Annotated in this window: 20 protein-coding genes; 11 read left to right on the forward strand and 9 right to left on the reverse strand. The window is 62.0% G+C overall.

All coding sequences use genetic code 11. The features are described 5' to 3' along the window. Positions 1-10 precede the first annotated feature (10 nt). Complete coding sequence (locus CSQ91_RS17630) at positions 11-2,413, reverse strand: TonB-dependent receptor plug domain-containing protein (RefSeq protein WP_218963758.1); 2,403 nt, start codon at positions 2,411-2,413, stop codon at positions 11-13. 398 nt (positions 2,414-2,811) lie between these two features. Here CSQ91_RS17630 and CSQ91_RS17635 point away from each other — a divergent pair, with 398 nt between their 5' ends. Then, the gene (locus CSQ91_RS17635) at positions 2,812-3,813 is read left to right on the forward strand and encodes a hypothetical protein (protein ID WP_139144624.1); all 1,002 of its coding nucleotides are present in this window, start codon (positions 2,812-2,814) and stop codon (positions 3,811-3,813) included. Positions 3,814-3,879: 66 nt separating this feature from the next. On the opposite strand, the gene pmbA is transcribed toward CSQ91_RS17635, so the two are convergent. Next, positions 3,880-5,232, reverse strand: a complete 1,353-nt coding sequence (gene pmbA / locus CSQ91_RS17640; RefSeq protein WP_099389085.1) for a metalloprotease PmbA — start codon at positions 5,230-5,232, stop codon at positions 3,880-3,882. A gap of 92 nt (positions 5,233-5,324) precedes the next feature. Here pmbA and yjgA point away from each other — a divergent pair, with 92 nt between their 5' ends. From yjgA to CSQ91_RS17655, 3 genes are all read left to right on the forward strand, one after another. Next, positions 5,325-5,924, forward strand: coding sequence for a ribosome biogenesis factor YjgA (gene yjgA, locus CSQ91_RS17645; protein WP_070281632.1), 600 nt, complete (start codon positions 5,325-5,327; stop codon positions 5,922-5,924). Positions 5,925-5,997: 73 nt separating this feature from the next. Further along, positions 5,998-6,627 (forward strand): molybdopterin adenylyltransferase, encoded by a 630-nt coding sequence (gene mog, locus CSQ91_RS17650; protein ID WP_099389086.1) that lies wholly within the window; start codon positions 5,998-6,000, stop codon positions 6,625-6,627. Continuing rightward, positions 6,624-7,292 carry an alpha/beta hydrolase gene (locus CSQ91_RS17655; protein ID WP_099389087.1) on the forward strand — a complete coding sequence of 223 codons (669 nt, stop codon included), beginning with the start codon at positions 6,624-6,626 and terminating at the stop codon, positions 7,290-7,292. Before mog ends, CSQ91_RS17655 begins: the two co-directional genes overlap by 4 nt. Positions 7,293-7,348: 56 nt before the next feature. Here CSQ91_RS17655 and CSQ91_RS17660 read toward each other — a convergent pair whose 3' ends face one another. The 5 genes from CSQ91_RS17660 to CSQ91_RS17680 all read right to left on the reverse strand — a co-directional run bounded on the left by CSQ91_RS17660 (position 7,349) and on the right by CSQ91_RS17680 (position 13,064). Continuing rightward, the gene (locus CSQ91_RS17660; RefSeq protein WP_257217386.1) at positions 7,349-8,902 is read right to left on the reverse strand and encodes a S1C family serine protease; all 1,554 of its coding nucleotides are present in this window, start codon (positions 8,900-8,902) and stop codon (positions 7,349-7,351) included. Positions 8,903-8,997: 95 nt separating this feature from the next. After that, complete coding sequence (locus CSQ91_RS17665; protein ID WP_099389089.1) at positions 8,998-9,564, reverse strand: carboxymuconolactone decarboxylase family protein; 567 nt, start codon at positions 9,562-9,564, stop codon at positions 8,998-9,000. Beyond that, on the reverse strand, positions 9,564-10,412 hold the full coding sequence (locus CSQ91_RS17670; RefSeq protein WP_034746323.1) for a fumarylacetoacetate hydrolase family protein: 849 nt from the start codon (positions 10,410-10,412) through the stop codon (positions 9,564-9,566). Before CSQ91_RS17670 ends, CSQ91_RS17665 begins: the two co-directional genes overlap by 1 nt. Further along, positions 10,357-11,697: an MFS transporter gene (locus CSQ91_RS17675; protein WP_257217387.1), complete on the reverse strand. Its 1,341-nt coding sequence runs from the start codon at positions 11,695-11,697 to the stop codon at positions 10,357-10,359. The genes CSQ91_RS17670 and CSQ91_RS17675 overlap by 56 nt, the downstream gene beginning before the upstream one ends. Positions 11,698-11,699: 2 nt before the next feature. Next, positions 11,700-13,064, reverse strand: a complete 1,365-nt coding sequence (locus CSQ91_RS17680; protein WP_257217388.1) for a KamA family radical SAM protein — start codon at positions 13,062-13,064, stop codon at positions 11,700-11,702. A 282-nt stretch (positions 13,065-13,346) separates the two neighbouring features. Between CSQ91_RS17680 and CSQ91_RS17685 the strand changes: the two genes are divergently transcribed. Both CSQ91_RS17685 and CSQ91_RS17690 read left to right on the forward strand, forming a co-directional pair. After that, on the forward strand, positions 13,347-13,805 hold the full coding sequence (locus CSQ91_RS17685; RefSeq protein WP_071075415.1) for a cache domain-containing protein: 459 nt from the start codon (positions 13,347-13,349) through the stop codon (positions 13,803-13,805). Between the two features lie 68 nt (positions 13,806-13,873). Then, entirely contained in the window at positions 13,874-15,568 is a 1,695-nt protein-coding gene (locus CSQ91_RS17690) for a methyl-accepting chemotaxis protein (protein ID WP_099389091.1), read from the forward strand. Here CSQ91_RS17690 and CSQ91_RS17695 read toward each other — a convergent pair. Then, positions 15,565-16,143, reverse strand: coding sequence for a DNA-3-methyladenine glycosylase (locus CSQ91_RS17695; RefSeq protein WP_099389092.1), 579 nt, complete (start codon positions 16,141-16,143; stop codon positions 15,565-15,567). The genes CSQ91_RS17690 and CSQ91_RS17695 overlap by 4 nt on opposite strands. Positions 16,144-16,433: 290 nt before the next feature. On the opposite strand from CSQ91_RS17695, the gene CSQ91_RS17700 reads away from it, so the two are divergent. The 3 genes from CSQ91_RS17700 to CSQ91_RS17710 all read left to right on the forward strand — a co-directional run bounded on the left by CSQ91_RS17700 (position 16,434) and on the right by CSQ91_RS17710 (position 19,381). After that, complete coding sequence (locus CSQ91_RS17700; protein WP_034780441.1) at positions 16,434-17,300, forward strand: HDOD domain-containing protein; 867 nt, start codon at positions 16,434-16,436, stop codon at positions 17,298-17,300. Positions 17,301-17,406: 106 nt separating this feature from the next. Continuing rightward, positions 17,407-18,615, forward strand: a complete 1,209-nt coding sequence (locus CSQ91_RS17705; RefSeq protein WP_099389310.1) for a hypothetical protein — start codon at positions 17,407-17,409, stop codon at positions 18,613-18,615. Positions 18,616-18,718: 103 nt separating this feature from the next. Next, complete coding sequence (locus CSQ91_RS17710; RefSeq protein ID WP_143451048.1) at positions 18,719-19,381, forward strand: hypothetical protein; 663 nt, start codon at positions 18,719-18,721, stop codon at positions 19,379-19,381. Between the two features lie 9 nt (positions 19,382-19,390). On the opposite strand, the gene CSQ91_RS17715 is transcribed toward CSQ91_RS17710, so the two are convergent. Next, on the reverse strand, positions 19,391-19,912 hold the full coding sequence (locus CSQ91_RS17715) for a DNA-deoxyinosine glycosylase (RefSeq protein WP_052140011.1): 522 nt from the start codon (positions 19,910-19,912) through the stop codon (positions 19,391-19,393). Positions 19,913-20,007: 95 nt separating this feature from the next. Between CSQ91_RS17715 and CSQ91_RS17720 the strand changes: the two genes are divergently transcribed. Together CSQ91_RS17720 and CSQ91_RS17725 are read left to right on the forward strand one after the other, a co-directional pair. Continuing rightward, positions 20,008-20,436, forward strand: coding sequence for an Mpo1 family 2-hydroxy fatty acid dioxygenase (locus tag CSQ91_RS17720; RefSeq protein ID WP_034780447.1), 429 nt, complete (start codon positions 20,008-20,010; stop codon positions 20,434-20,436). Between the two features lie 153 nt (positions 20,437-20,589). Next, positions 20,590-21,039 carry a glycine zipper 2TM domain-containing protein gene (locus CSQ91_RS17725; protein ID WP_034780449.1) on the forward strand — a complete coding sequence of 150 codons (450 nt, stop codon included), beginning with the start codon at positions 20,590-20,592 and terminating at the stop codon, positions 21,037-21,039. Positions 21,040-21,149 lie beyond the last annotated feature (110 nt).

Genomic DNA, 21,149 nt, shown 5'->3' on the forward strand with positions numbered 1-21,149 from the left:
GTCATCTCCCTTAGAATTTCACTTTGTACTCGACGTACAGATTACGCCCGTCCGTGTCGTACGGCGCATTGCGCGAATAGATCAGACCGCGGCTGGCCTGGAAGGTTGCTTCGTCAGGATACTTGTCCAGCACGTTGTCAATACCCACGCGCACGGACTGCTTGTCGCTGATCTTGTAGCTGGCCGCCAGGTCGAGGAATTGCATGGCGCCAAAACGCTGGAAGATATCGCCCGTGGCGTTGCCGGAATTGTCCGTCCACGCGCCGTAATAACGCACGCGGGCCAGGGTATTCCAGTTGCCCAGGTCATAGTTGCCGCTGATGGTGGCTTTCTGGCGCGGCAAGCGCTCCTCGAAGACCTGGCGCTGGGTCGCATTCGTCACCAGGCTGGACTTGCCGTCGTCGACTTTCGTCGTGTTGTAGTTGTAGGCCAGGGTCAGGTTCAGCTTGCCGTCGCCGATACGGCTCAGGTGGCTGCCGACGATATCGATGCCGCGCGTGGTGGTGTCGAAGTCGTTCGTGAAGTAGCTGACCGAGGTGTAGCGCAGCGGATTGGCCATGCCGGCCGGCACGGCAAACGCGGCGGACGTGCTGAAGCGGTCGCTGACCTTGATGTCATACACGTCGACGGAACCGGAGAAGCCCGCCGGCGTCTTCCACGTAAAGCCCAGCGACAGATTCTTCGATTTTTCCGGCTTCAATGCCTTGGCGCCCAGCAGGATGGCCAGCGGATCGTTGTTGGCCAGGCGGCCGCTGGTAAACAGCAGCAGGGTCTTGGTGTCGAGGCCTTGATTCGTGCTGTTGGTGTTCGACTGGCCCGGCGTTGGCGCACGGAAACCCGTCGAGTAGGAACCGCGCAAGGCCATGTCTTCGCTCAAGGCATAGCGGGCCGACAACTTGCCGTTGACGGTGCTGCCGAATTCCGAGAAATGTTCATAGCGGGCCGCGCCGCCCAGGCTCAGGGCCTTCGTGACGGGCACTTCCACGTCCAGATAGGCCGCATAGCTGTCCTGGCCCCAGCTGCCCGCCTGGCGGTCGCTGAAGCCTGGCGCGCCATTCGCATTCGCGTCGAGGCCGATGGCCGCGCCCGGCCCCACCGTCCAGGACGCCACGTCGCCCGCCTTCACGCCATAGGTTTCATTGCGCGCCTCCGCGCCGAAGGCGATGTTGACCGGTTGCGGCAGGGAGGCCACGGGCAATTCATAGTTGAAGTTGGCGTTGAGAATCTTTTCCACCTGCGACAACTGGCCCAGGTAAAACGATGTCGGGCTGCCAGGTCCCATCGAGGCGTTGATGGAATTCGCCAGCTTGTAATCGATGCGGTTGCGCCCCCAGGACGCGCTCACGTCCCAGCCGAAGCGGTCGTTGAAATGACCGCGCACGCCGGCCACCACCTGTACATCATCCTGCTCGTTCGAATAGCTGGGGCTGAAGCCCAGCGGATAGATGCTGCGCAAGTCCCAGCCAGGGAACAGGCTGCTGGTTTTATACGCGCCCGTGCTCGTGTCCGGGTTGCGCCAGTTGAAATCCGAGGTGCCGTCACTGCGGCTGAACAGGCCAAAACCGTACAGTTCTGTCGTGTCGGACAGGGCCATGCTGGCGTTGAAGCCGATGCGCTTGCTGTCGAGTTCCGGCTGGCCCCAGCGCTGCACCGGATTCGGCACCTTCAGTTCCGGATGCGCATTCTGGAAAGCGATGGCGTCGGCCCGCTGGCGCGTGCGCGACGTGGGGTCGGACTTGGCCAGCGCGCCGAAAATCGTCGCCTTGCCCGTCTCGCCAAAGGCAAAGCCCGTCTTCAGGTTTACTTCATTGCCCTTGCCGTCGCCTTCCGAATATTGCGAATGGTGCACGGAGACCTCCGTGCCGAGCGTATCGTCGAGAATGATGTTGATCACGCCGGCAATCGCATCGGAACCGTACTGGGCAGAGGCGCCGTCGCGCAGCACCTCGATGCGCTTGATGGCGGAGACGGGAATCTGCGCCAGGTCCGGTGCCTGCGCGCCGCGCGCGCCGAGCAAGGCGCTGCGGTGGAAACGCTTGCCATTGACCAGCACCAGGGTCTGGTCCGGCGACAGGCCGCGCAGGGTGGCGGGACGCACAAACACTTGCCCGTCAGCCATCGGCAGACGCTGCACCACATATGAAGGCACAAGTTGCGCCAGCACATCGTTCAAGTCCGACGATTCAACGGCGCCGATATCTTCGCGGTTGAACACATCCACTGGCGCCATGGTGTCGAACTGCGTGCGGTTGCTGCCGCGCGTGCCCGTGACGATGACGGCTTGCGGGGTGTCACTGGCGTCGCTTGCGGAAGCTGGCGCAGCGCCATGGGCTTGGGCCGGATGGGCGAACAGGGCGTTCATGGCACACAACAGGGCCACCGCGCGGGCGATGCGGGTACGGGAGTAGGTCATGGAGAGGGTCACTATGCAGGTTGAATCAACAACAACGCGTCACGGCAAGACTCGCATCTTGCATGAAATATCACGAAGTTCGGCTTACTTACATTAAAAGCATCTAAATAGCGCAGATAACGTCAGATGGCGACATCATACGAAGGCAATATTTCATCCGTATGACGAGCTGATCACTACTACCAAGCCGCCGCATGCACACTGCCCCGGCGGCCGGCGGCGACTGGCATTCCCCTGACCGCCAGTTTGCATTTGCGCGCAGAGAGAAACATGCGGTGGCATCGAGAGGGGAAATGGGGGCAACAACGAGACAATTCGATAGATTTCCTACAATCAACACTCCCTATAATGCGACCGCGCAACGACACGCATGCTTGTCGCTATATTAGGTTGTGAAGATGAAGAAACAAACCATACTGTGCGCGCTCGTCAGCCTGCTCACCCTCTCCGCTTGCGGCGGCGGCGGTAGCGGAGGTAGCGGCGGGAATGGCAGCAATCCGGATCCTAAACCGGTGGTGCCACCGACACCGGTGCTGGCATCCATCAATGCCGCAGATGCATTAAAGAAATTCCTGGGCAGCGACCTGACCATCTCGAATCTGGCCTCCAATGATGGCTATCTGGGGTCGGCGACGTTAATCGTCAGCCAGGAATTGGGACAGCCTGCACCATTCATTACCAATGGCGTATCGCAACAAGCGGCGTCCGTCAAAGTCATTTCACTGCTGCGCAGCAATGCCAGCGGCAAGCTGCTATACCGGAACACCTGGAAACTGCATCTGGACGCAAACATGCAGCCCATCGGCATGGCACTCGGCTATGCCGATGCCGGCTACAAAGCGTGCATGTCCGTCACGGGCCACGAAGCATTGCCCGCTCTCAGCAATGCATCCGGCACGTATTTTTCGGGCGTGCAAACGTCGGCGTATGTCGAAGGTTTCAAAGCCGGGAAGTACGCGAATTACTGCGACCCCAGCGCCACCACGACCACCAATGTGGAATGGTCGGTTGCGGCAGGTTCGCCAAATCCCTATTTCTGCCTGACCATGCCTGGCAGCATGTCCAAGACCAAGACGCGGATGTGCGTTCCAGTCGATGCGGCCGGCACGCAGAATAATTCCGCATGGGTCCGACTTTACAACGAGGACGGCAGTGTCGCGATCGACTACAAGAACACGGTCCTGAATAAACCGGTGGAACAATTGGGAACCGCCGTCGATGCCAACAACTATTGGTACGGCGCCGTATGGCGTCCGCAAGACGGCTATGTCTATCAGCGCTACCAGGATAGCAAATTTGCATCCGAGCAAGCATGCAGGGACCAGACGGCAATTAACTGGAAAGCCACCTGGGACGCCTCGAATATTGCGTGGATGTGCGTCAACGTCAAAACGACGTAGAACGGTAAGGTAGTCCCCCGGCCTGCCGGCAAGCATGCCGCCGGCCGGGGTGTGTCAGGGCGGGGCTTAACCGCCCGCCACCACCATGCTCTCGATGAGGATGGAGCCGGTTTCCTTGGTGCCGCGGCGCAAGGCGTCCGCGCCCACGGCCACGATGTTGCGCAGCATGTCCTTCATGTTGCCGGCGATGGTGATTTCTTCCACCGGATACTGGATCACGCCATTTTCCACCCAGAAACCGGCCGCGCCGCGCGAATAGTCGCCCGTCACGTAATTGGTTCCTTGTCCCATCAGTTCCGTCACCAGCAAGCCCGTGCCCAGCTTTTTCAGCATGGCACTAAAATCGTCGCTGGCTGCCGTCTGCTTCGAGGTCAGGTACAGATTGTGCGAGCCGCCCGCGTTGCCCGTCGTCTGCATGCCCAGCTTGCGGGCCGTGTAAGTCGACAGGAAATAGCCTTGCACCACGCCATCCTTGACGACGTCGCGGCTGACGGTTTTCACGCCCTCTTCATCGAACGGGGCAGAACCGACGCCGCCGATCACGTGCGGGTCTTCGAAGATCTGCACGTGCGACGGCAGCACTTGCGTGCCCAGGGAATCGTTCAGGAAAGTGGACTTGCGGTACAGGGCGCCGCCCGAGGTCGCTTGCACGTAGGTACCGAGCAAACCGGCCGCCAGCGGCGCCTCGAACAGCACGGGACAGGTGCGCGTGCCCAGCTTGCGCGCGTTCAGGCGCGACAGGGCGCGCTCGGCGGCGTAGCGGCCGATGGCTTCCGGGCTCGACATCTTGGAGGCATCGCGCACGGACGAATACCAGTCGTCGCGCTGCATCTTGGCGCCCTTGCCGGCGATGGGCGCCACGGACAGGGTGTGGCGCGAAAACGGGTAGCCGCCGATGAAGCCGCGCGAATTGGCGGACACAAAGTGCGATTGCTGCACGTGCACACCGGCGCCTTCGCTGTTCGTGATGCGCGGATCGACGGCAAACGCGGCCGCTTCGGCCCGCTGGGCCAGCACGACGGCTTCCTCGGCGGAAATGAGCCAGGGATAGAACAGTTGCAAATCGCGGGGCGCCATTTCCAGCATGTCGGCGTCGGCCAGTCCCGCGCAATCGTCCTCGGCCGTGAAGCGGGCGATGTTGTAGGCGGCGTCCACCGTGGCGCGCAGGGCGGACGGCGAGAAATCGGAGGTGCTGGCATTGCCGCGCTTCTTGCCCACAAACACGGTCACGCCCATGCCCTTGTCCTTGTTTTGCTCGATCGTTTCGATCTTGCCTTTTCGGACAGAAACGGACAGGCCACCGCCTTCGCTGACTTCGACGGCAGCGTCGGTGCCGCCCGCTTCCCGCGCAAAAGACAACACATCACGGGCTAGTTGCTGCAATTGCTCTTGACTATGGGTAAATACGGAGTCGTTCATGCGCTGTTTTCTTCGGAAAGCCGCTAAAAAGGTTATCATAGCAGTCGTTTACAGTTTACAGGTGCGGCCTACGCGGCCAATCCCGCCTTATCATGCCAAATCCAAACCGGGGAGCTTGCGGCTTCCAATCGACCGAATTCGAACAGGAATATGAACGTCCTTCGAAGTCGGAACTCAAGCGCCAGATGACCGTCCTGCAAAAGCTGGGCGAAGAACTCGTCAATGAGGCACGTGACCGCGTCAAGCGCGTCCCGATGCCGGAAGACGTGCGCGACGCCATTCTCGAATGCCAGCAAATCAAGGACCACGAAGGCCGCCGCCGCCAGCTGCAATACGTGGGCAAGAAGATGCGTACCCTGGATGAGGAAGAAGTTGCCGCCATCCAACGCACCATCGATAGCTGGAAAGGCTTGTCGAAAGCCGACACGGCCAATATGCACGCGATGGAGCGCCGCCGCGACAAACTCTTGACGGATGACAAGGCATTGACCGTCTTGCTGTCGGAAAACCCGGAACTGGACGTGCAGCACCTGCGCACCCTGATCCGCAATGCCCGCAAGGAGCAGGCCGAGAACAAGCCACCAAAAGCTTACCGTGAAATCTTCCAGATCTTGAAAGAGATCGCCAAGAAGAACAACAGCGGCAAGAAAGATGCCGATGAAGATGACGTTGAGCAAGAAGAAGACGAATAAACCCCAGCTCCAGGGCTTGGGTTGACAAAAACCGGGATCAGCCCGGTTTTTTTACGACATAGACAGGTGCCCCATGACCACGATAGAAGACGAATTGATTATCGGCCTCGTGTCGATCTCGGACCGCGCCAGCGGCGGCGTGTATGAAGACCTGGGCATCCCGGCCCTGGAAAGCTGGCTGTCCGCCGCCATCCGCACGCCATTCCGCCTGGAAAAACGGCTGATCCCGGACGAGCGCTCGCAGATTGAAAACACCCTGATCGACATGGTCGACCTGAGCCACTGCCATCTGATCCTGACGACGGGCGGCACGGGCCCGGCGCGCCGCGATGTGACGCCGGACGCCACGCTCAGCGTCGGAACCAAGGAAATGCCCGGTTTCGGCGAACAGATGCGCCAGATCAGCCTGCAATTCGTGCCGACGGCGATCCTGTCGCGCCAGGTGGCCGTGATCCGCGAGACGCCAGAGCGTGCCGCCCTGATCATGAACTTGCCGGGCCAGCCGAAAGCCATCAAGGAAACCCTGGAAGGCTTGAAGGATGCCGACGGCGTGCAACTGGTCAACGGTATCTTTGCCGCCGTGCCGTATTGCATCGACCTCATCGGCGGCCCCTACATGGAAACCGACCCGGCCATCTGCAAGGCCTTCCGTCCCAAATCGGCGCTGCGTCCGGCGCAACCTTTACCTGAGGAAAAAACATGAGCACCTTGCTGGAAACCATAGAACTCGACAGCGCACCGAATCCCACCGTCTCCATCATCTGGATGCATGGCCTGGGCGCTGACGGCAACGACTTCGTACCCCTGGTGAAGGAACTCGATTTGCGCGGCTGCCCCGCCATCCGCTTCATCTTCCCCAGCGCCGGCACCATGCCCGTCACCGTCAACAACGGCTATGTGATGCGCGCCTGGTACGACATCCTCGTGAGCGACCTCGTGCGCCGCGAAGATGAGGGCGGCTTGCGCGCCTCGCAGGCACAGGTCGAAGCGCTGATCGCGCGCGAAAAGGCGCGCGGCATTCCCGCCAGCCGCATCATCCTGGCCGGCTTCTCGCAAGGCTGCGCCATGACCTTGCAAACGGGCTTGCGCCACGCGGAACCGCTGGCCGGCCTGATGTGCCTGTCCGGCTACCTGCCGCTGGCCGACAAGACGGCGGCCGAACGTACGCCGGCGAGCCTGCAGACGCCGATCTTCATGGCGCACGGCACGGCCGACCCCGTGGTGCCGATCGCCCGCGCGCAGCAGTCGCGCGACTTGCTGACCGGCATGGGTTACAAGGTGGAATGGCACGAGTACATGATGCAGCACTCGCTGTGCCAGGAAGAGATCGACGCCATCGGCGCGTGGCTGAAAAAAGTGCTGGCATAAAACCAAACAGGCGCGGTATGCGCCGCGCCTGTTGTCTTGCCAAACGCCGGGAACGATCAGTTCGCCGGCGTTTTTTCATTCCAGATTTTCAGCATGTCGGGCGAGGCTTCCGAGCGGATGCCGTTGTCCGTCAGTATCGATTCCGTCGCTGCCAGCATGTCCTTGCGGGGCACGACAACCAATTCCGCATCGCGCTGCTGGAAACGGAACGTCAGCAACTCATCCGTCTGGTCGCGCAGCAAGGCCACCAGGTGCGCCAGGCTGCGCACGCGCACGCCATTGACGGAATCGACGACCGAGAAGAAACGGGTACTGTAGCCATTCATCAGCTTGTGCGGGAAGAACGGCGCGGCGATCACCACCAGCTCTTCGCGCTCGCTGTCGGGCGCATCGCCGCGCCGCGTGGCCAGCGGATTGCCGGCAAACGCCATGCCGCCCAAAATCGTTGGGTTGCCATTCGGCGCCGCCATGAATTCCGTGGTGGCGCGCGAAAACACCATGGGGCCGAAGATGAAATAGGATGGGTAATTGCCCTGCAGGCCGGCGATGAGCATCGGGTGCGCGGCAGAGACGGGCACCTTGATTTTCAGGGGCGCGCCCTGGCGCACCACCGTCAACGGCAGTTCGCCATCTTTCGCCAGCTGCTGCACCCGGTACTGGAAACGCACGCGGCTGTTGGCATTCAGCTTGACCATGCCCTGGTTATCGATGGGAAAATCGCCGATATGCGTGATGACATCCCACTCCTTGAGCGGATAGGCGGCATCCTTGCTGGCCGGCGACATCACGACGGCGCCCTCGACGCCCTTGGCCAGTTTCAGGTAGGTGCGCAGCGCCGGATTTTCCAGCGTTTGCGTCACGTCACGCATGGCCGGCTTGCCCTTGGGCGCGCCACTGTCCTGGTCGCGCAGGAACAGCTCGATTTCCTCGTTGGGGATGATGTAGCCGATGTTTTGCGCATTGAGCATGCCGGCAAAGGCCAGGCCGATCATCTTGTCGCCGGCAATCACGGGGCCGCCGCTATTGCCCGGGTTGATGGCCGCATCGATCTGGATGCGCAGGCCGGAGACAGGAAAGTTGTAGCGCACGAATTCGATGCGCGAGACGATGCCCTTGGTGATCGACAAGGACGTGCCGCCCGTCGGATAGCCATACGCCAGCACGGCATCGCGCACGTCCGGCAAGACATTGGCGCGCGGCACCGCTTTGTGGCTGGCGAAAAAACTGTCGTCATCGATTTTCAGCAAGGCCAGGTCCATGCCGCGCGAGATGGCCAGCACGGTCGCCGGGATCTTGTCGCCCGCGCCATTCGCCTGGATCTGCACCTGGCTGGCATAGCCGACCACATGCGCATTGGTGAGGATGCGGCGGCCTTCGATGACGACGCCGGAGCCCGTCACTTCTTGCGGCGCCGCCTTGCTCCACGGTTTATACGGATCGGGCCCGCGCAGGGTGGAAAACACCTTGACGACGGAATTTTCCAGGGCGGAAGCGCTGGCGCTGGCGGCCGCCTCGGCGGCAAGCGCACGCACCGTCATCAAGGGACAAAAAGAAAGGGCCAGCGCCAGGAAGGCGCGGCCCATCAGGGTGAAGCACGGACGAGTTTTCATTGAGCTTGTTGGCAATGGAAGGGAAGTAAAATTATATATTGAATAATTGCAACTTCATTACACTTTGTCCATCTTTGCCAGAAAAACTCCTCTCGTCAGACGGGCATGGGCGGCACGCCCAATGCCGGCACGGCCGTCTGCGCGCCATTCATCACCATGGCCAGGAAGGTGTAGTAGCCATTGATACCCATCAAGTCGACCACGCCATGCTCGCCAAACAGCGCCAGCGCCCGCGCATACGTGGCATCGCTGACGCGCTTGTTCTGCTGCAACTCGATGCAAAAATCGTGCACGGCTTGCTCATCTTCTTTCAGGGCAAGCGGCATGCGCCGCGCGGCAATGGCGTCCACGGCCGCTTGCGCGATGCCGTTCTGCACGGCCAGCGGCGCGTGGATGGCCCATTCGACTTGCTGGTCCCACTGGCGCGCCGTCACCAGGATCGCCAGTTCCGACAGCCGCGTGCCGATGGCGCTGCGGTAGCGCAAATACTCGCCCATGCGCTGCGCCGTTTCCATCAGCTCGGGGCTGCGGATCAGCGGCACGAAAGGGCCGTACAGGGCGCCGCGCGGACCATCGATGATGGCTTGCGCGGCCGCGCGCTGCTGGGCGTCGAGCTGGTTCAGCGGCAGCGGCGGCAAACGGTCGATATCGCTACCGGCCATCAGGCAGTCCAGGCGACCACGTCCTGTTGCTGTTCGCCGAGGCCGGCGATACCCAGGCGCATGCTGTCGCCCTTCTTCAGGAAGCGCTGCGGCTTGCGGCCCTGGCCCACGCCCGGCGGCGTGCCCGTGGCGATGACGTCGCCCGGTTCCAGGGTCATGAATTGCGACAGGTAGCTGACGATCTGCGCCACCGTGAAGATCATGGTTTGCGTATTGCCAGTCTGCATGCGCTTGCCATTGACTTCCAGGTACAGGTCCAGATCCTGCTCATCGATGACTTCATCGCGCGTCACCAGCCACGGGCCGACGGGGCCGAAGGTGTCGCAGCCCTTGCCCTTGTCCCACTGGCCGCCCCGCTCCAGCTGGAATGAGCGCTCGGAAATGTCGTTGACGACGCAGTAACCGGCCACGTATTTCAGGGCATCCTCTTCGCTCACGTATTGCGCGCGCGTGCCGATGATCACGCCCAGCTCCACTTCCCAGTCCGTCTTTTTCGAGCCTTTTGGCAGCACGACATTGTCATCCGGACCATTCAGGCAAGTAATGGCCTTCATGAAGACGATGGGTTCGGCCGGGATAGCCATGCCGGACTCGGCCGCGTGATCCGCGTAATTGAGGCCGATGCCGATGAACTTGCCGACTTTCGCCAGCGGCACGCCGAAGCGTGGATTGCCGCGCACCAGGGGCAGCGTCTTTTCGTCCAGCTTGGCCAGCTTGCGCAGTGCCTTGTCGGACAGTTGTGCGCCGTCAATATCGGCAATCACGCCGGACAGGTCGCGCAGTTTGCCTTCTTCATCGATCAGGCCCGGTTTTTCCTTGCCTGGACGTCCATAACGAACGAGTTTCATAGTCTTCCTTGGAGTTGATCATTGCCGCTGTGCAGGCTGCCATTTTACCGGATGGTCCGGCACGCCTGCAGCGGTGAATGAAAAACATCGCAAGTCCAGGCAGTTGCAAGGCCGCCAACACGCCAAACGCCGCCTGGTAAGCCTGCGGCGGATACTGCTGCTGGCTGTTCAGTGGCCAGCAGCCGAGGATCAAGCCAAAGCCCGCCTGCACTAGGAAGGCACCTGTGAAAATGAGCAAATTGAGGCAAGTGGCCGCCCTGCCCGTCAAGCTGGCCGGCATGCTTTGCGCGACGATCGCATACTCGAGCCCTGTCACCGTGCCCAGCAAGGTAAACAGCACGGATAGCAAAGGCAGGCTGGGCAGCACATTGCATGCCATCGCCACTTGCACGGCGACAAACAGGACGATGCCCACGCCCGCCACCTGCATGGGTGCAATACCGCGCCGCCCGGCCCATTCCGTCAGCATGCCCATGCCGATGGCGCCGAAGATGACGGCCGCCATGCCCAGGTACAACAGATATGCCACGCTGTCATCGGACATGCCGCCCACGTCGGCCAGCCAGCGCCCCACCCACAGGCCTTGCACGCCAAAGAACACCGTGTGCGGCAACAGGATCAGCGCGATGGTGCGGCGAAAGGCCCGGTCACGGTAGACACTCCACACGCTGACCTTGTTCATGGCCGCGGCAGGCAGGGGCATGGCCGGCGACAGCAGGCGGATCAGCAAGCCGATGGCCAGCGCCGCCAGCGCCAGGCCCAGGAACACGCCGCGCCAGTCCGTGTAGTGCAGGGCCAGCTTGACGGGCATGGTAGCCGTGGCCGCGCCCAGGCCACCCACGGCGATCAGGTAGCCATGCACGGAAGGCAGACGCGATGGCGCGATGGCGCACGAGATCGCCTTCACGGCCGCCATGAAACAGCCGCCCAGGCCCGCCCCCATCAGGGCGCGCGCCCACATCAGTTCGGTAAAGCTGTGGCCCCGGCTGAACAGCCACACGCCCAGGGCGGCCAGCGCCAGCAGCCACAGTTGCACCGTGCGGGGGCCGTAGCGGTCGAGCGCCATGCCAACTGGCAATTGCACCAGAGCAAAGGCGAGAAAAAAGGCGCTGGTCAGCAGGCCCAGCTGGGCTGGCGTCAGGGCGATGGCGCCCAGTAATTCCGCCGTCAGCACGGCGTTGACGCCGCGCAACAGACACGACAGGTAATGCCCGAGCGCGAACGGCAGGAATACGAGGCAAAACACGGCTACGCCGGAACGGGAAGAGCCGCCGGCGCCGTGCATGCTCAGGCGGCCTGTGCCAGGCGGATGATTTTATGCGGCACGTGCGGCACGGGTTCATCCGTTTCGAAGAAGAATTTCTCCTGGCCAAAGGCTGGCTTCAAATCGTCCATCCACGTCGCTTCCGCATCGAACTTGGCATAAAACGGCCGGCGCACCCAGTCCGGGTTGCGCGCCTGCAAAAATTGCAGGGCAAACAGTTTTTCGCCATGAATGGTGACGATGCCGTCGATGACGATCTTGCCGGGGAAGGCGCTCATGGAAGGCCCGCGCACCGTGCGCGACAGGCCGGACACCATCTGGTAGGCGGCCTGGAAAATCTCGTGCGCCTTCGCCAGGGGCAACTCGAAATAGCCGCGCGGGCCCGTGTCCCGTTCGACAAACATGTAATACGGAATTGCCCCCAGGCGCGTGCCCGTCTGCCACAACTCGGCCCAGCTTGCCGGATCTTCATTGATGTGGCGGATCAGCGGCCCCTGCATGCGCAAGGTGGCACCCGTGGAAACGATGCGTTTCACGGCTTGCTGGGCGATGTCCTGGCGTAACTCGACGGCATGGCTGTAATGGCCCATCACGGCCAGGTTCTTGCCCGCCTTGACGATGCGCTCGAACAGGCGCATCAAGTCATCCGCATCGCGGTCCGAGACAAAGCGCTGCGGCCAATACGCCACCGCCTTGGTGCCGATGCGAATGTTCTGGATGTGTTCCAGGCCCGGCGCCAGCAGCGGCTCCAGGTAGGCGGCCAGTTGCCGCGTATTCATAATCATCGGGTCGCCGCCCGTGATCAGCACGTCCGTCACTTCCGTATGCAGTTGCAGGTAGGCGGCCAGCTCATGCGACTCGCGCGCATCGAACTTCATGTCGTCCATGCCGACGAACTGGGGCCAGCGGAAGCAGAAGGTGCAATACGCGTGGCAGGTCTGTCCCGCGCTGGGAAAAAACAGCACCGTTTGCGCATATTTATGCTGCAAGCCGCGCACGGGCGCATCGTTGACCCGGGGCACGTTGTGCGTCATCTGGCCGGCTGGATGGGGATTCATGCCCAGGCGCAAACCATGCACATAGGCGTCGATGGCCGCCTTGTCGCGCTGCACCAGCACCAGCTCGCGCAAGTGCGCGTACTGCTCGGGCGGCAGCATGTCGCGGTGCGGGAAGACGAGGCGGTAGATGGGGTCGTCCGGGATGTTGTTCCAGTCGATCAACTGATCGAGCACATAGGCATTGGTGCGAAATGGCAAGACGTGCGACACCACTTGCACGGCTTCGCGCTGCTCTTCCGGCAGCCATTCCCACTGCCGCGCCTGTTGAATGGTGTGCCGCGTATACGGCTTGAACTTGGGTGAAAACGGCTCGGTAATGGGTGCGGACACGATCTGCTCCTTGCCTGTAAATAGCGATAACTTTCATGAAACCAGCCCCATATCGGCCAATTCCAGCTTCTTCCTCCCCCATGCCCGGCCAACTCGGCATGCTGTGAAAGTCATCATAGTTCTTGCTGCTTGGAACCAAATTGCTACATATCAACATGAGGTCGATACGTTGCATGCTGCCTACAAGCAACACCGTAGTTTGTTCCATCGCAATTTGATGGAACCGCCGGCGACGTAAATTACGACTTGGCAACACATCCCTCGATACCACAAGGAGCTTTCATGAAACGCTTATTCACGGGTAGCCTGCTGTGCCTGGCATTTGCCGGCGGCAGCGTCAATGCCGCGGTTGAACCAACGGAAAAAGACGCCATCGCCATGGCAGAACGGGGCGCCGCCTTCATGAAGGCGCATGGCAAGGAAGAAATGATGAAGAAAATCACGGCGAAAGACCCGGACTTCGTGCAGGGCTCGCTGTATGTGGACATGCGCGACATCAAGACGGGCATCGTGCTGGCCCACCCCATCAATCCTTCCATCGTGGGCAAGGATTTGACGGATGTGCCTGACGCGAATGGCAAGAAATATCGCCGTGAAATCATCGAGCTGGCGCAAAAGCAGGGCAAGGGCTGGGTCGATTACCAGTACAAGAACCCAACCAGCGGCAAGATCGAACCGAAGACCACGTACATCCTGCGCGTCAACGACGTGGTGCTGGAAGCGGGGATCTACAAGAAATAGGGCAAGGGCGGCGCGCACGAACGCCGCGCGCCGCCTGCGGTTGGAACAGCCATAGCCAGGAGTCAAGCATGCTCAATCGATTACGCATCGGACCAAAATTATTGCTGGCGCCCACCCTGGTCCTGCTGCTGCTGATACTCAGCTCGACCGGCGCCTGGTATGGCATGGTGCGGCAAAATGCCTCACTGGAAAACATGGTACGGGTACGCATCACGCATTTGAAGGCGGCCGCCGACGTACTAGGCGAGGCCAGGCATGTGCACGGCAATATGTACCAGTTGCTGTCGTGGACGAATGGCAGCTTCGCCAAGGCCCGCCTCGATACGCTGGAGCAACAGATCAAGGCGCGCCATGCGGCCATCGGCACCCAGCTGGCCACGCTGCGCGCCACGGCCACGGGCGCCGAACGCACCCTGGTCGATGCGGCCATCACGGCCCTGGCCGGCTATCGCAAGGCGGTGCTGGAAACCATGGAAATGGCGCAGATGGACCAGTCGATCGCCACCAATTCCATGCTCAAGGCGGAAACCCAATTCGTCCAGTTCAATACGCAGCTGACACAACTGTCCGCGCTGGAAACGACGCTCAGCAGCCAGGCCCATGCGACGGCCAGCGCCGAGTTCCGCACCTTGGGCTGGAGCCTGCTGTTGACGGTGCTGCTGTCGATCCTCGTCTCCATCGTGGTGACCATGCTGGTACGGCGCGCCATGCTGGTGGAAATCCGCGGCATTGCCGACGCCGTGCAAGACCTGGCGGCGGGCAAGCTGATGGCCGGCGCGCCCAAGCAAGGCAATGACGAAATCGCCGCCACGTCGCGCGTGCTGGACCAGACCATCGCCCACCTGAACCAGACCTTGCGCACCATCATGGGTGCCGTGCAATCGATCGACACGGCCTCGCGCGAAATTGCCACCGGCAACCTGGATCTGTCGGCGCGCACGGAAATGCAGGCCAGTTCGCTGGAAGAAACGTCGAGCGCCATGGAAACGCTGACGCAAGCCGTGAATGACAACGCCGACAACGCCCAACTGGCCTGCGAGCTGGCGGGGCAAGCATCGACCCTGGCCGTGCAAGGGGGCGCGTCGATGCAGCAAGCCGTGACGACGATGGCGACAATACGCTCCAATTCGCGCCAGATCGTGGACATTATCGGCGTGATCGATGGTATTTCCTTCCAGACCAATATCCTCGCGCTGAATGCGGCGGTAGAGGCCGCGCGCGCGGGAGAGCAAGGCCGCGGCTTTGCCGTGGTGGCGTCCGAAGTGCGCACCCTGGCGCAGCGCTCGGCCCAGGCGGCCAAGGAAATCAAGACCCTGATCGCCACCTCGGTCACTACCATCGATGGCGGCAGTGTAGCCGTGCAGCAGGCGGGCGACAGCATGGACGCCATCGTGGCCTCGGTGCAGCAAGTCAACGAGATCATCCAGCGCGTGAAACAGGCCAGCGCCGAGCAGGCTTCTGGCATCACGGAAGTGAATCAGGCCGTCGCGCAAATGGATGACGTCACCCAGCAAAATGCGGCCCTGGTGGAGCAGGCGGCAGCGGCGGCGGCCAGTTTGCAGGACCAGGCCGTCAAATTGTCGGCGGCCGTGGCCGTGTTCACCCTGGACGAGCGCTCGGCCGCGCCGAGCGGCCATGCCGAAGAAGAAGCGTTCCGGCAACCGGCCAGTGCGCAACAGGAGCGGCGCGCACTGCATAGCCCGCTACGCGGCATGCCCGGCCTACGTACCGCCAAGGATGCATCGCGGCGCCAGCGCAGCTAGATGGCAGGCGCGCGCATTGGCTTACTCAAGTAGGGCGAACCGACCAGCACGAAACGCCACGGCGTCTCCATCGCCTTGGAAATGCCGATGCGCGAGCCCGCCTGCACCGTCACCTCTTCTTCGCGGGCCAGCAGCATGAACGGCGGGGCATCGAGCGCCAGCCGGTTATGCAGATGGCTCACGCCGAGCGCCTGGCACACCTTGCCCGGCCCCGAGCACAACAGCCGCGCATCCTCGACGCCGCGCCGCTCGCGCATGGCATCGAGTCCCGCCACGGGTTCAATCGCGCGTATCAGCACGCCCGCCCCATGCCCCGCTTCGCGGCACACGAAATTCAGGCACCAGTGGATGCCGTACGAGCGGTAGACATAGGCGTGCGCGGGCGGGCCGAACATGGCCGCATTGCGCGGCGTCATGCCGCCATACGTGTGCGAAGCGGGGTCCAGCCGGTCATACGCTTCCGTTTCCACGATACGCCCGCCGACGCCGTCGACCAGCACGGTCACGCCGATCAGCTGGCGCGCCACGCTGCTGGAATCGTCCGCAAAATCGATACCCGCAAGGATTTTTTTCATCCGGCAATTGTACTGCCGCACATCCCGCCGCACGCCTTGCCCCACCTTGAAAACAAATACAACTTGATCTTTTCATCATGAATATCAGGATGGGCAGCGTCGTAAAATGACGAAAATGGCGGTGAGTCCAGGCCAAAACGGGAATTTTTGCGACAATATATTGCAGATATGAACTATTGCCATGCATAAACAGCGATAATCGTCGGGCACTGCGCCAGACGCTCATGAAGCGGGCAGCGGCAGCGCGCGACAGAATAAGCACCGGGCACAAAAATGATGATGAAAGCGTGATGATGAGAGCGGCAGCGCAAAAGCAGGTAGAGCAGGAAGATCCGGTTGACGCCTTGATGCGTTCCATCCGCATCCCGCCGCGTCCCAGCCTGCTGGTCGACTTGCAGCGCGAACTGGCGGAGCAAGACCCGTCGCCGCGCCGCATCGCGCGCATCATCGCCGACGATGTCGGCATGTCCGGCGCCCTGCTGAAACTGGCCAACTCGCCCTTCTATGGCGCCGCGCGCAAGGCCAAGTCCGTCGAGCAAGGTATCAACTTTCTCGGCATCAACCAGTGCAGCGCCATGATGACGGGCTTGCTGGCACGCCAGGCGCTGGAAGCGGAAGGCGTGGAACTGACCAACTTCTGGGATGTGTCGGCCAAGCGCGCGCGCGCGCTGGTATTTACCTCGCGCAAGCTGCGCATCGCCCCGCCCGACATCGCCCATACCTTCGGTCTGTTCTGCGATATCGGCGTGCCCCTGCTGATGAACCGCTTCCCCGACTACGTGAACACCTACGCGGCGGCGGCCAACGATGCGCACAATTGTTTTACGACCCTGGAAGACGCGCGCCACCAGACCAACCACGCGGCCATCGGCTGCTTGCTGGCACGCAACTGGGGCCTGTCCTCGGACGTCTCGTGGGCCATCCTGCACCACCACGACTACACGGTGCTGGCCGACCCGTCCACGGACGATGCCATCCGCTCGCTCGTCGCCCTGTCGCTGCTGGCCGAAAAGGGCATTCAGCGCTACCATGGCAACAGTACCTCGCTGGAGTGGGACAAGGGCGGAGAACTTGCCTGCCAGCATCTCGGCCTGTCGCAGGAAGAAGCTGCCGACCTGCTCGACGAACTGCACGAGATGTTCGATACCGACCATTGATGTATCGGGCGGCCGCGGCCGCCTGTATGATCCGTCCCGGCGCCTGGCATAGCCCTGGCGCCCGTTTCCGTTTGCCTGACCCGTATTTCTTAACCTGTTGATCGCCATGCCCAAAAATAAGCGCCCTGTCCCCCGTAAATCCGCCAACACGCCTGAAGACAAGGACGAGTCCGTCACGCGCATGCTGTGCACGATGGCCCTGAACCTGGCGGAGCAGGAAGACAGCGAATCGCAAGGCACGGTGCTGGCCGAGCAAGCCGTCGAGTTCGGCCGCCTGATCCGCAAGGCCTTGAATCAAAAGAAGGATGAAATCCTGTATGACGCCATCGAGCGCGCCAAGTACGAAGACGTGGGCGCCTACCAGTATTTGCGCAGCCATATCGAGGAAGCGGCGTCCATTTCCGTGATCCGCCGCGAGAATGCCCCGGCCATGGAAATCAACGCCTTCGTCGTGCCCCTGCTGGTGCAAAGCACGGGCGGGTTGAAGGAAGCGGACAGCTTCCAGGACCAGGACGCTTTCGAAGCGCTGGTGAAAAGTTTCCAACAGGCAGAACTGGAAAGCGCCAAGGCCAAGGTGGTCTTGATGAGCCATGCCTACGACCTCGATGAAATCGACCGCATCACCTATAGCCATTTGCACGAGATGGTGCGCGACGCCTACGCGTCGATGACAGACAAGAAGATCGTCGCCACGCCGGGCCTGGAAAGCAGCATCGTCGGCTGGAGCGAAACGGCCTTCGGCCCGCAGGACACGGCCGTCGAACTGCGCTTCCTGCTGGGCTTTGCCTTGAAACGCGTGGACGACCCGTTCTATGCGGAACCGAAGGACGAAGCGGCGCTCGACGCCTGGTTCGACGCGCGCATGGCCCGCTACCAGCAGTGGACGACGGAAGTGGGTGATCTGGTGAAACGCTGCCTGGCGCCGGCCAGCAACGCCCTGGAAGTGAGTTTCCTCTATCAGGATCTGTTCCACGGCGGCAAGGAACAAGGCATGAGCGAGTATGCGATGCTGCAGATGATGTCCGGCATCAACCATGCATTGGCGGAAAACAACGTCGATGCCGGCGACGTCTCGGTGGTCGTCGGCCCGGCCGATGAACACGGTGAAATGCTGTTGCGCGTCAATGTCAGCACGGAGGGCGGCGAGCTGCTGCACAGCGCCGACAAGCCGCTGGACCTGGCCGCCGACCTGCAGGACGAAGTCGACGACATCTGCGATGCGCTGGCCACCATCGGCGTGACCCGCTTGTCCGTGGCGCTGAAATTCGACGCCAAGGGACAGCCGCTGGAAGCGCAGCCATACGCGCCGGCATAAGTCCCGTCGCCTCCCCCGTCGCCTGCCATCTTGGCAGGCGGCAATTATCAAGATACTATCTCCGCGAGCGCGCGCCAGCCTGGCGCACCTTCCGGAGATGCGCATGCCCCAGCCGCAACTGATCAATATTGTCACCCATGTGCTGGCCGGCAGCGCCGCCATCGGCCTGGGCCTGTTCCTGCTGGCCACGGCCAAGGGCACGCCGCAGCACCGTCGCCGCGGCAGGCTGTTCGCGTGGCTGACCTTGCTGGTCTGCGCCACGGCCGCCATCGGCAATCTGCTGTTTGACTATCGCCCCGTCTTTGCCGTGCTGACGGTGCTGGTGCTGTACCAGCTGCTGAGCGGCTGGCGCGCCGTGTACACGCGCGATGCCGGTCCGCAAGCCGTCGATGGCGCGATGACGGCAGCCGCGCTGGCGGCGGGCGGGATGATCCTCTTGCGCCTGCAGCAAGATGCTTCCGGACAGCAAGCCATCGTCGTGCTGTCCTCGCTGGGCAGCCTGGCCACCATCCTCGTCTACGACAGCGCGCGCTGGCTCTTTCCCCGCCGCTGGCATGGCATGTTGTGGCGCTATGAACATATCTACAAGCTGCTCGCCTCGCTGTTCGCCATGCTTTCGGCCGCCGCGGGCAACCTGCTGCGCATGGGCCAGCCCTGGACGCAGCTGGTACCATCCCTGCTGGGTTTGATCTGCATCGCCTGGTTCTGGCTGCGCCAGTACCGGCAGGAACAGGCGCAGCGCCTCATGCACAGGCTTGCCGCCTGACATGCCATCTCACCGGCGCAAAGCCAGCCACGCCTGCAATTTCTGCGCATACGCCAAGGTGTAGGCGGGGCTGCTCGACGGCAAGCTGACGATGCGGTAGCGCTGCGCGTGCTCGCCCAGCACCTTGATGCCCAGCTTGGCGGCAGTGCCGCCGTTGAAGGCGATCGTGTCCAATTGCGGCAGGCTGGCAGCCAGGGCCACCAGGTCGTTGTCGTCGCGGGCGCGGATATTGCTGTCCAGGCTGCCCGTGCGCTGCGCCTGCGCCACCACGTCCCACAGGCCCACGCCGTGCGCCAATAAGGTACTCAACCGCGCCTCATAGGGCAGGCTGGTCAGATCCACGCCCAGCACCTCGCCCAGCAACCTCCAGAACTTGTTTTGCGGATGCGCATAGTATTGGCTGTGCGCCAGCGATTTTTCTCCGGGCAGGCTGCCCAGTATCAGCAAGCGCGTATCGGCGTCGACGACGGGATCGAAACAGCGCTTGCGCGGGTCGGCGGCCACGTCTGGCAAGAAGGCTGGGCTATTCAATTGAGCGGTCCGGAAGGGGAAATGAAGGGCCATTTTACCCGGCCACGCGACGGTGTAGAATTCCCGGACAACCATCCCTATACAAGAGACCGCCCATGCGCACCATCGACACCCTGCTGGCCCAGTATGGCGAAAGCCACCGCAACCATGTCAATGAATGGGTGCACATCGTGTGCGTGCCGCTGATCGTTTTCAGCCTGCTGGGGCTGCTGTGGAGCATACATCCCAGCGTGGCGCTGCTCGGCAGTATTCTGGCCTTATACTATTATTACAAGCTGTCACGTCCATTTGCTGCGGGCATGCTGGCGATGCTGGCCGCCATGCTGGGCCTGCTGCTGCTCATGCCGGCGCTGACCATCCTGCCCGTGTCGCTGGCGCTGTTCGTGCTGGCCTGGATAGGCCAGTTCATCGGCCACCAGATCGAAGGCAAGAAACCGTCGTTTCTGGACGACTTGCGCTTTTTACTGGTGGGGCCGCTGTTCGTGCTGGGTTTTTTGTACCGGCGCCTGCGGCTGGCGTATTGAGCGGCAAGTGCTCATGTAGTCATCTGGTTACGCTGGGCCGGTAACAGATTTTTACTATTCGCAACTAGTTATCTGAGGCAAGTGTCCTTATGATAAGGCATCATCTGCCGGTCGACGCAATCGGCAACCAACTTTTGTCCAAGGGAGTCCCATATGAAAGCACCAATTATTGCAGTGGCATTGCTCGCCACCCTGGCCGGCTGCGCCGTACAACCGAACTCGGCAAATGTCTACAATGCGCGCCAGGCGCAGAATGAACAATCGGTTCGCATGGGTACGGTTGAATCCGTGCGCCAGGTAACCATCGACAAGGGTGAAACGGGCACGGGCGTGCTGGCCGGCGCGGCGCTGGGCGGCGTGGCTGGCTCGACCGTCGGTGGCGGCAAGGGCGCCATCGCGGCCAGCATCCTCGGCGCTGTCGCGGGCGGCATGGCCGGCAAGAGCATCGAAGCGAATGCCTCGAACAAACCCGGCCTGGAAATCACCGTGCGCCTGGACAATGGCGACATGCGCGCCATCGTGCAAGATGCCGACGAATTGTTCCGCCCGGGCGAGCGCGTGCGCCTGCTGTCCGATGGCCGCAAGACCCGCGTCACGCATTGATCTGCTTGCCGGCGCATGCGCTCAGCCGAATGCGCCGGCAGCGAGCAAGGCGGAAGGGTGCAGCCAGATGGCAAGCACAGCCGTCACGACGACATACACAAGCACGCTCC

This window comes from Janthinobacterium sp. BJB301 (assembly GCF_002735685.1).
GTDB classification, from domain to species: domain Bacteria; phylum Pseudomonadota; class Gammaproteobacteria; order Burkholderiales; family Burkholderiaceae_D; genus Janthinobacterium; species Janthinobacterium lividum.

What these genes read in the sequence shown, in the direction of transcription:
- CSQ91_RS17655 (WP_099389087.1), top strand. Translation starts at nt 6,624, where the DNA reads ATGAGCACCTTGCTGGAAACCATAGAACTCGACAGCGCACCGAATCCC.
- CSQ91_RS17700 (WP_034780441.1), top strand. Translation starts at nt 16,434, where the DNA reads ATGATGAGAGCGGCAGCGCAAAAGCAGGTAGAGCAGGAAGATCCGGTT.
- pmbA (WP_099389085.1), bottom strand. Translation starts at nt 5,232, where the DNA reads ATGAACGACTCCGTATTTACCCATAGTCAAGAGCAATTGCAGCAACTA.
- CSQ91_RS17725 (WP_034780449.1), top strand. Translation starts at nt 20,590, where the DNA reads ATGAAAGCACCAATTATTGCAGTGGCATTGCTCGCCACCCTGGCCGGC.
- CSQ91_RS17720 (WP_034780447.1), top strand. Translation starts at nt 20,008, where the DNA reads ATGCGCACCATCGACACCCTGCTGGCCCAGTATGGCGAAAGCCACCGC.
- CSQ91_RS17705 (WP_099389310.1), top strand. Translation starts at nt 17,407, where the DNA reads ATGCCCAAAAATAAGCGCCCTGTCCCCCGTAAATCCGCCAACACGCCT.
- CSQ91_RS17665 (WP_099389089.1), bottom strand. Translation starts at nt 9,564, where the DNA reads ATGGCCGGTAGCGATATCGACCGTTTGCCGCCGCTGCCGCTGAACCAG.
- CSQ91_RS17690 (WP_099389091.1), top strand. Translation starts at nt 13,874, where the DNA reads ATGCTCAATCGATTACGCATCGGACCAAAATTATTGCTGGCGCCCACC.
- CSQ91_RS17685 (WP_071075415.1), top strand. Translation starts at nt 13,347, where the DNA reads ATGAAACGCTTATTCACGGGTAGCCTGCTGTGCCTGGCATTTGCCGGC.
- CSQ91_RS17670 (WP_034746323.1), bottom strand. Translation starts at nt 10,412, where the DNA reads ATGAAACTCGTTCGTTATGGACGTCCAGGCAAGGAAAAACCGGGCCTG.
- CSQ91_RS17675 (WP_257217387.1), bottom strand. Translation starts at nt 11,697, where the DNA reads ATGCACGGCGCCGGCGGCTCTTCCCGTTCCGGCGTAGCCGTGTTTTGC.
- CSQ91_RS17695 (WP_099389092.1), bottom strand. Translation starts at nt 16,143, where the DNA reads ATGAAAAAAATCCTTGCGGGTATCGATTTTGCGGACGATTCCAGCAGC.
- CSQ91_RS17660 (WP_257217386.1), bottom strand. Translation starts at nt 8,902, where the DNA reads ATGAAAACTCGTCCGTGCTTCACCCTGATGGGCCGCGCCTTCCTGGCG.
- yjgA (WP_070281632.1), top strand. Translation starts at nt 5,325, where the DNA reads ATGCCAAATCCAAACCGGGGAGCTTGCGGCTTCCAATCGACCGAATTC.
- mog (WP_099389086.1), top strand. Translation starts at nt 5,998, where the DNA reads ATGACCACGATAGAAGACGAATTGATTATCGGCCTCGTGTCGATCTCG.
- CSQ91_RS17710 (WP_143451048.1), top strand. Translation starts at nt 18,719, where the DNA reads ATGCCCCAGCCGCAACTGATCAATATTGTCACCCATGTGCTGGCCGGC.
- CSQ91_RS17635 (WP_139144624.1), top strand. Translation starts at nt 2,812, where the DNA reads ATGAAGAAACAAACCATACTGTGCGCGCTCGTCAGCCTGCTCACCCTC.
- CSQ91_RS17630 (WP_218963758.1), bottom strand. Translation starts at nt 2,413, where the DNA reads ATGACCTACTCCCGTACCCGCATCGCCCGCGCGGTGGCCCTGTTGTGT.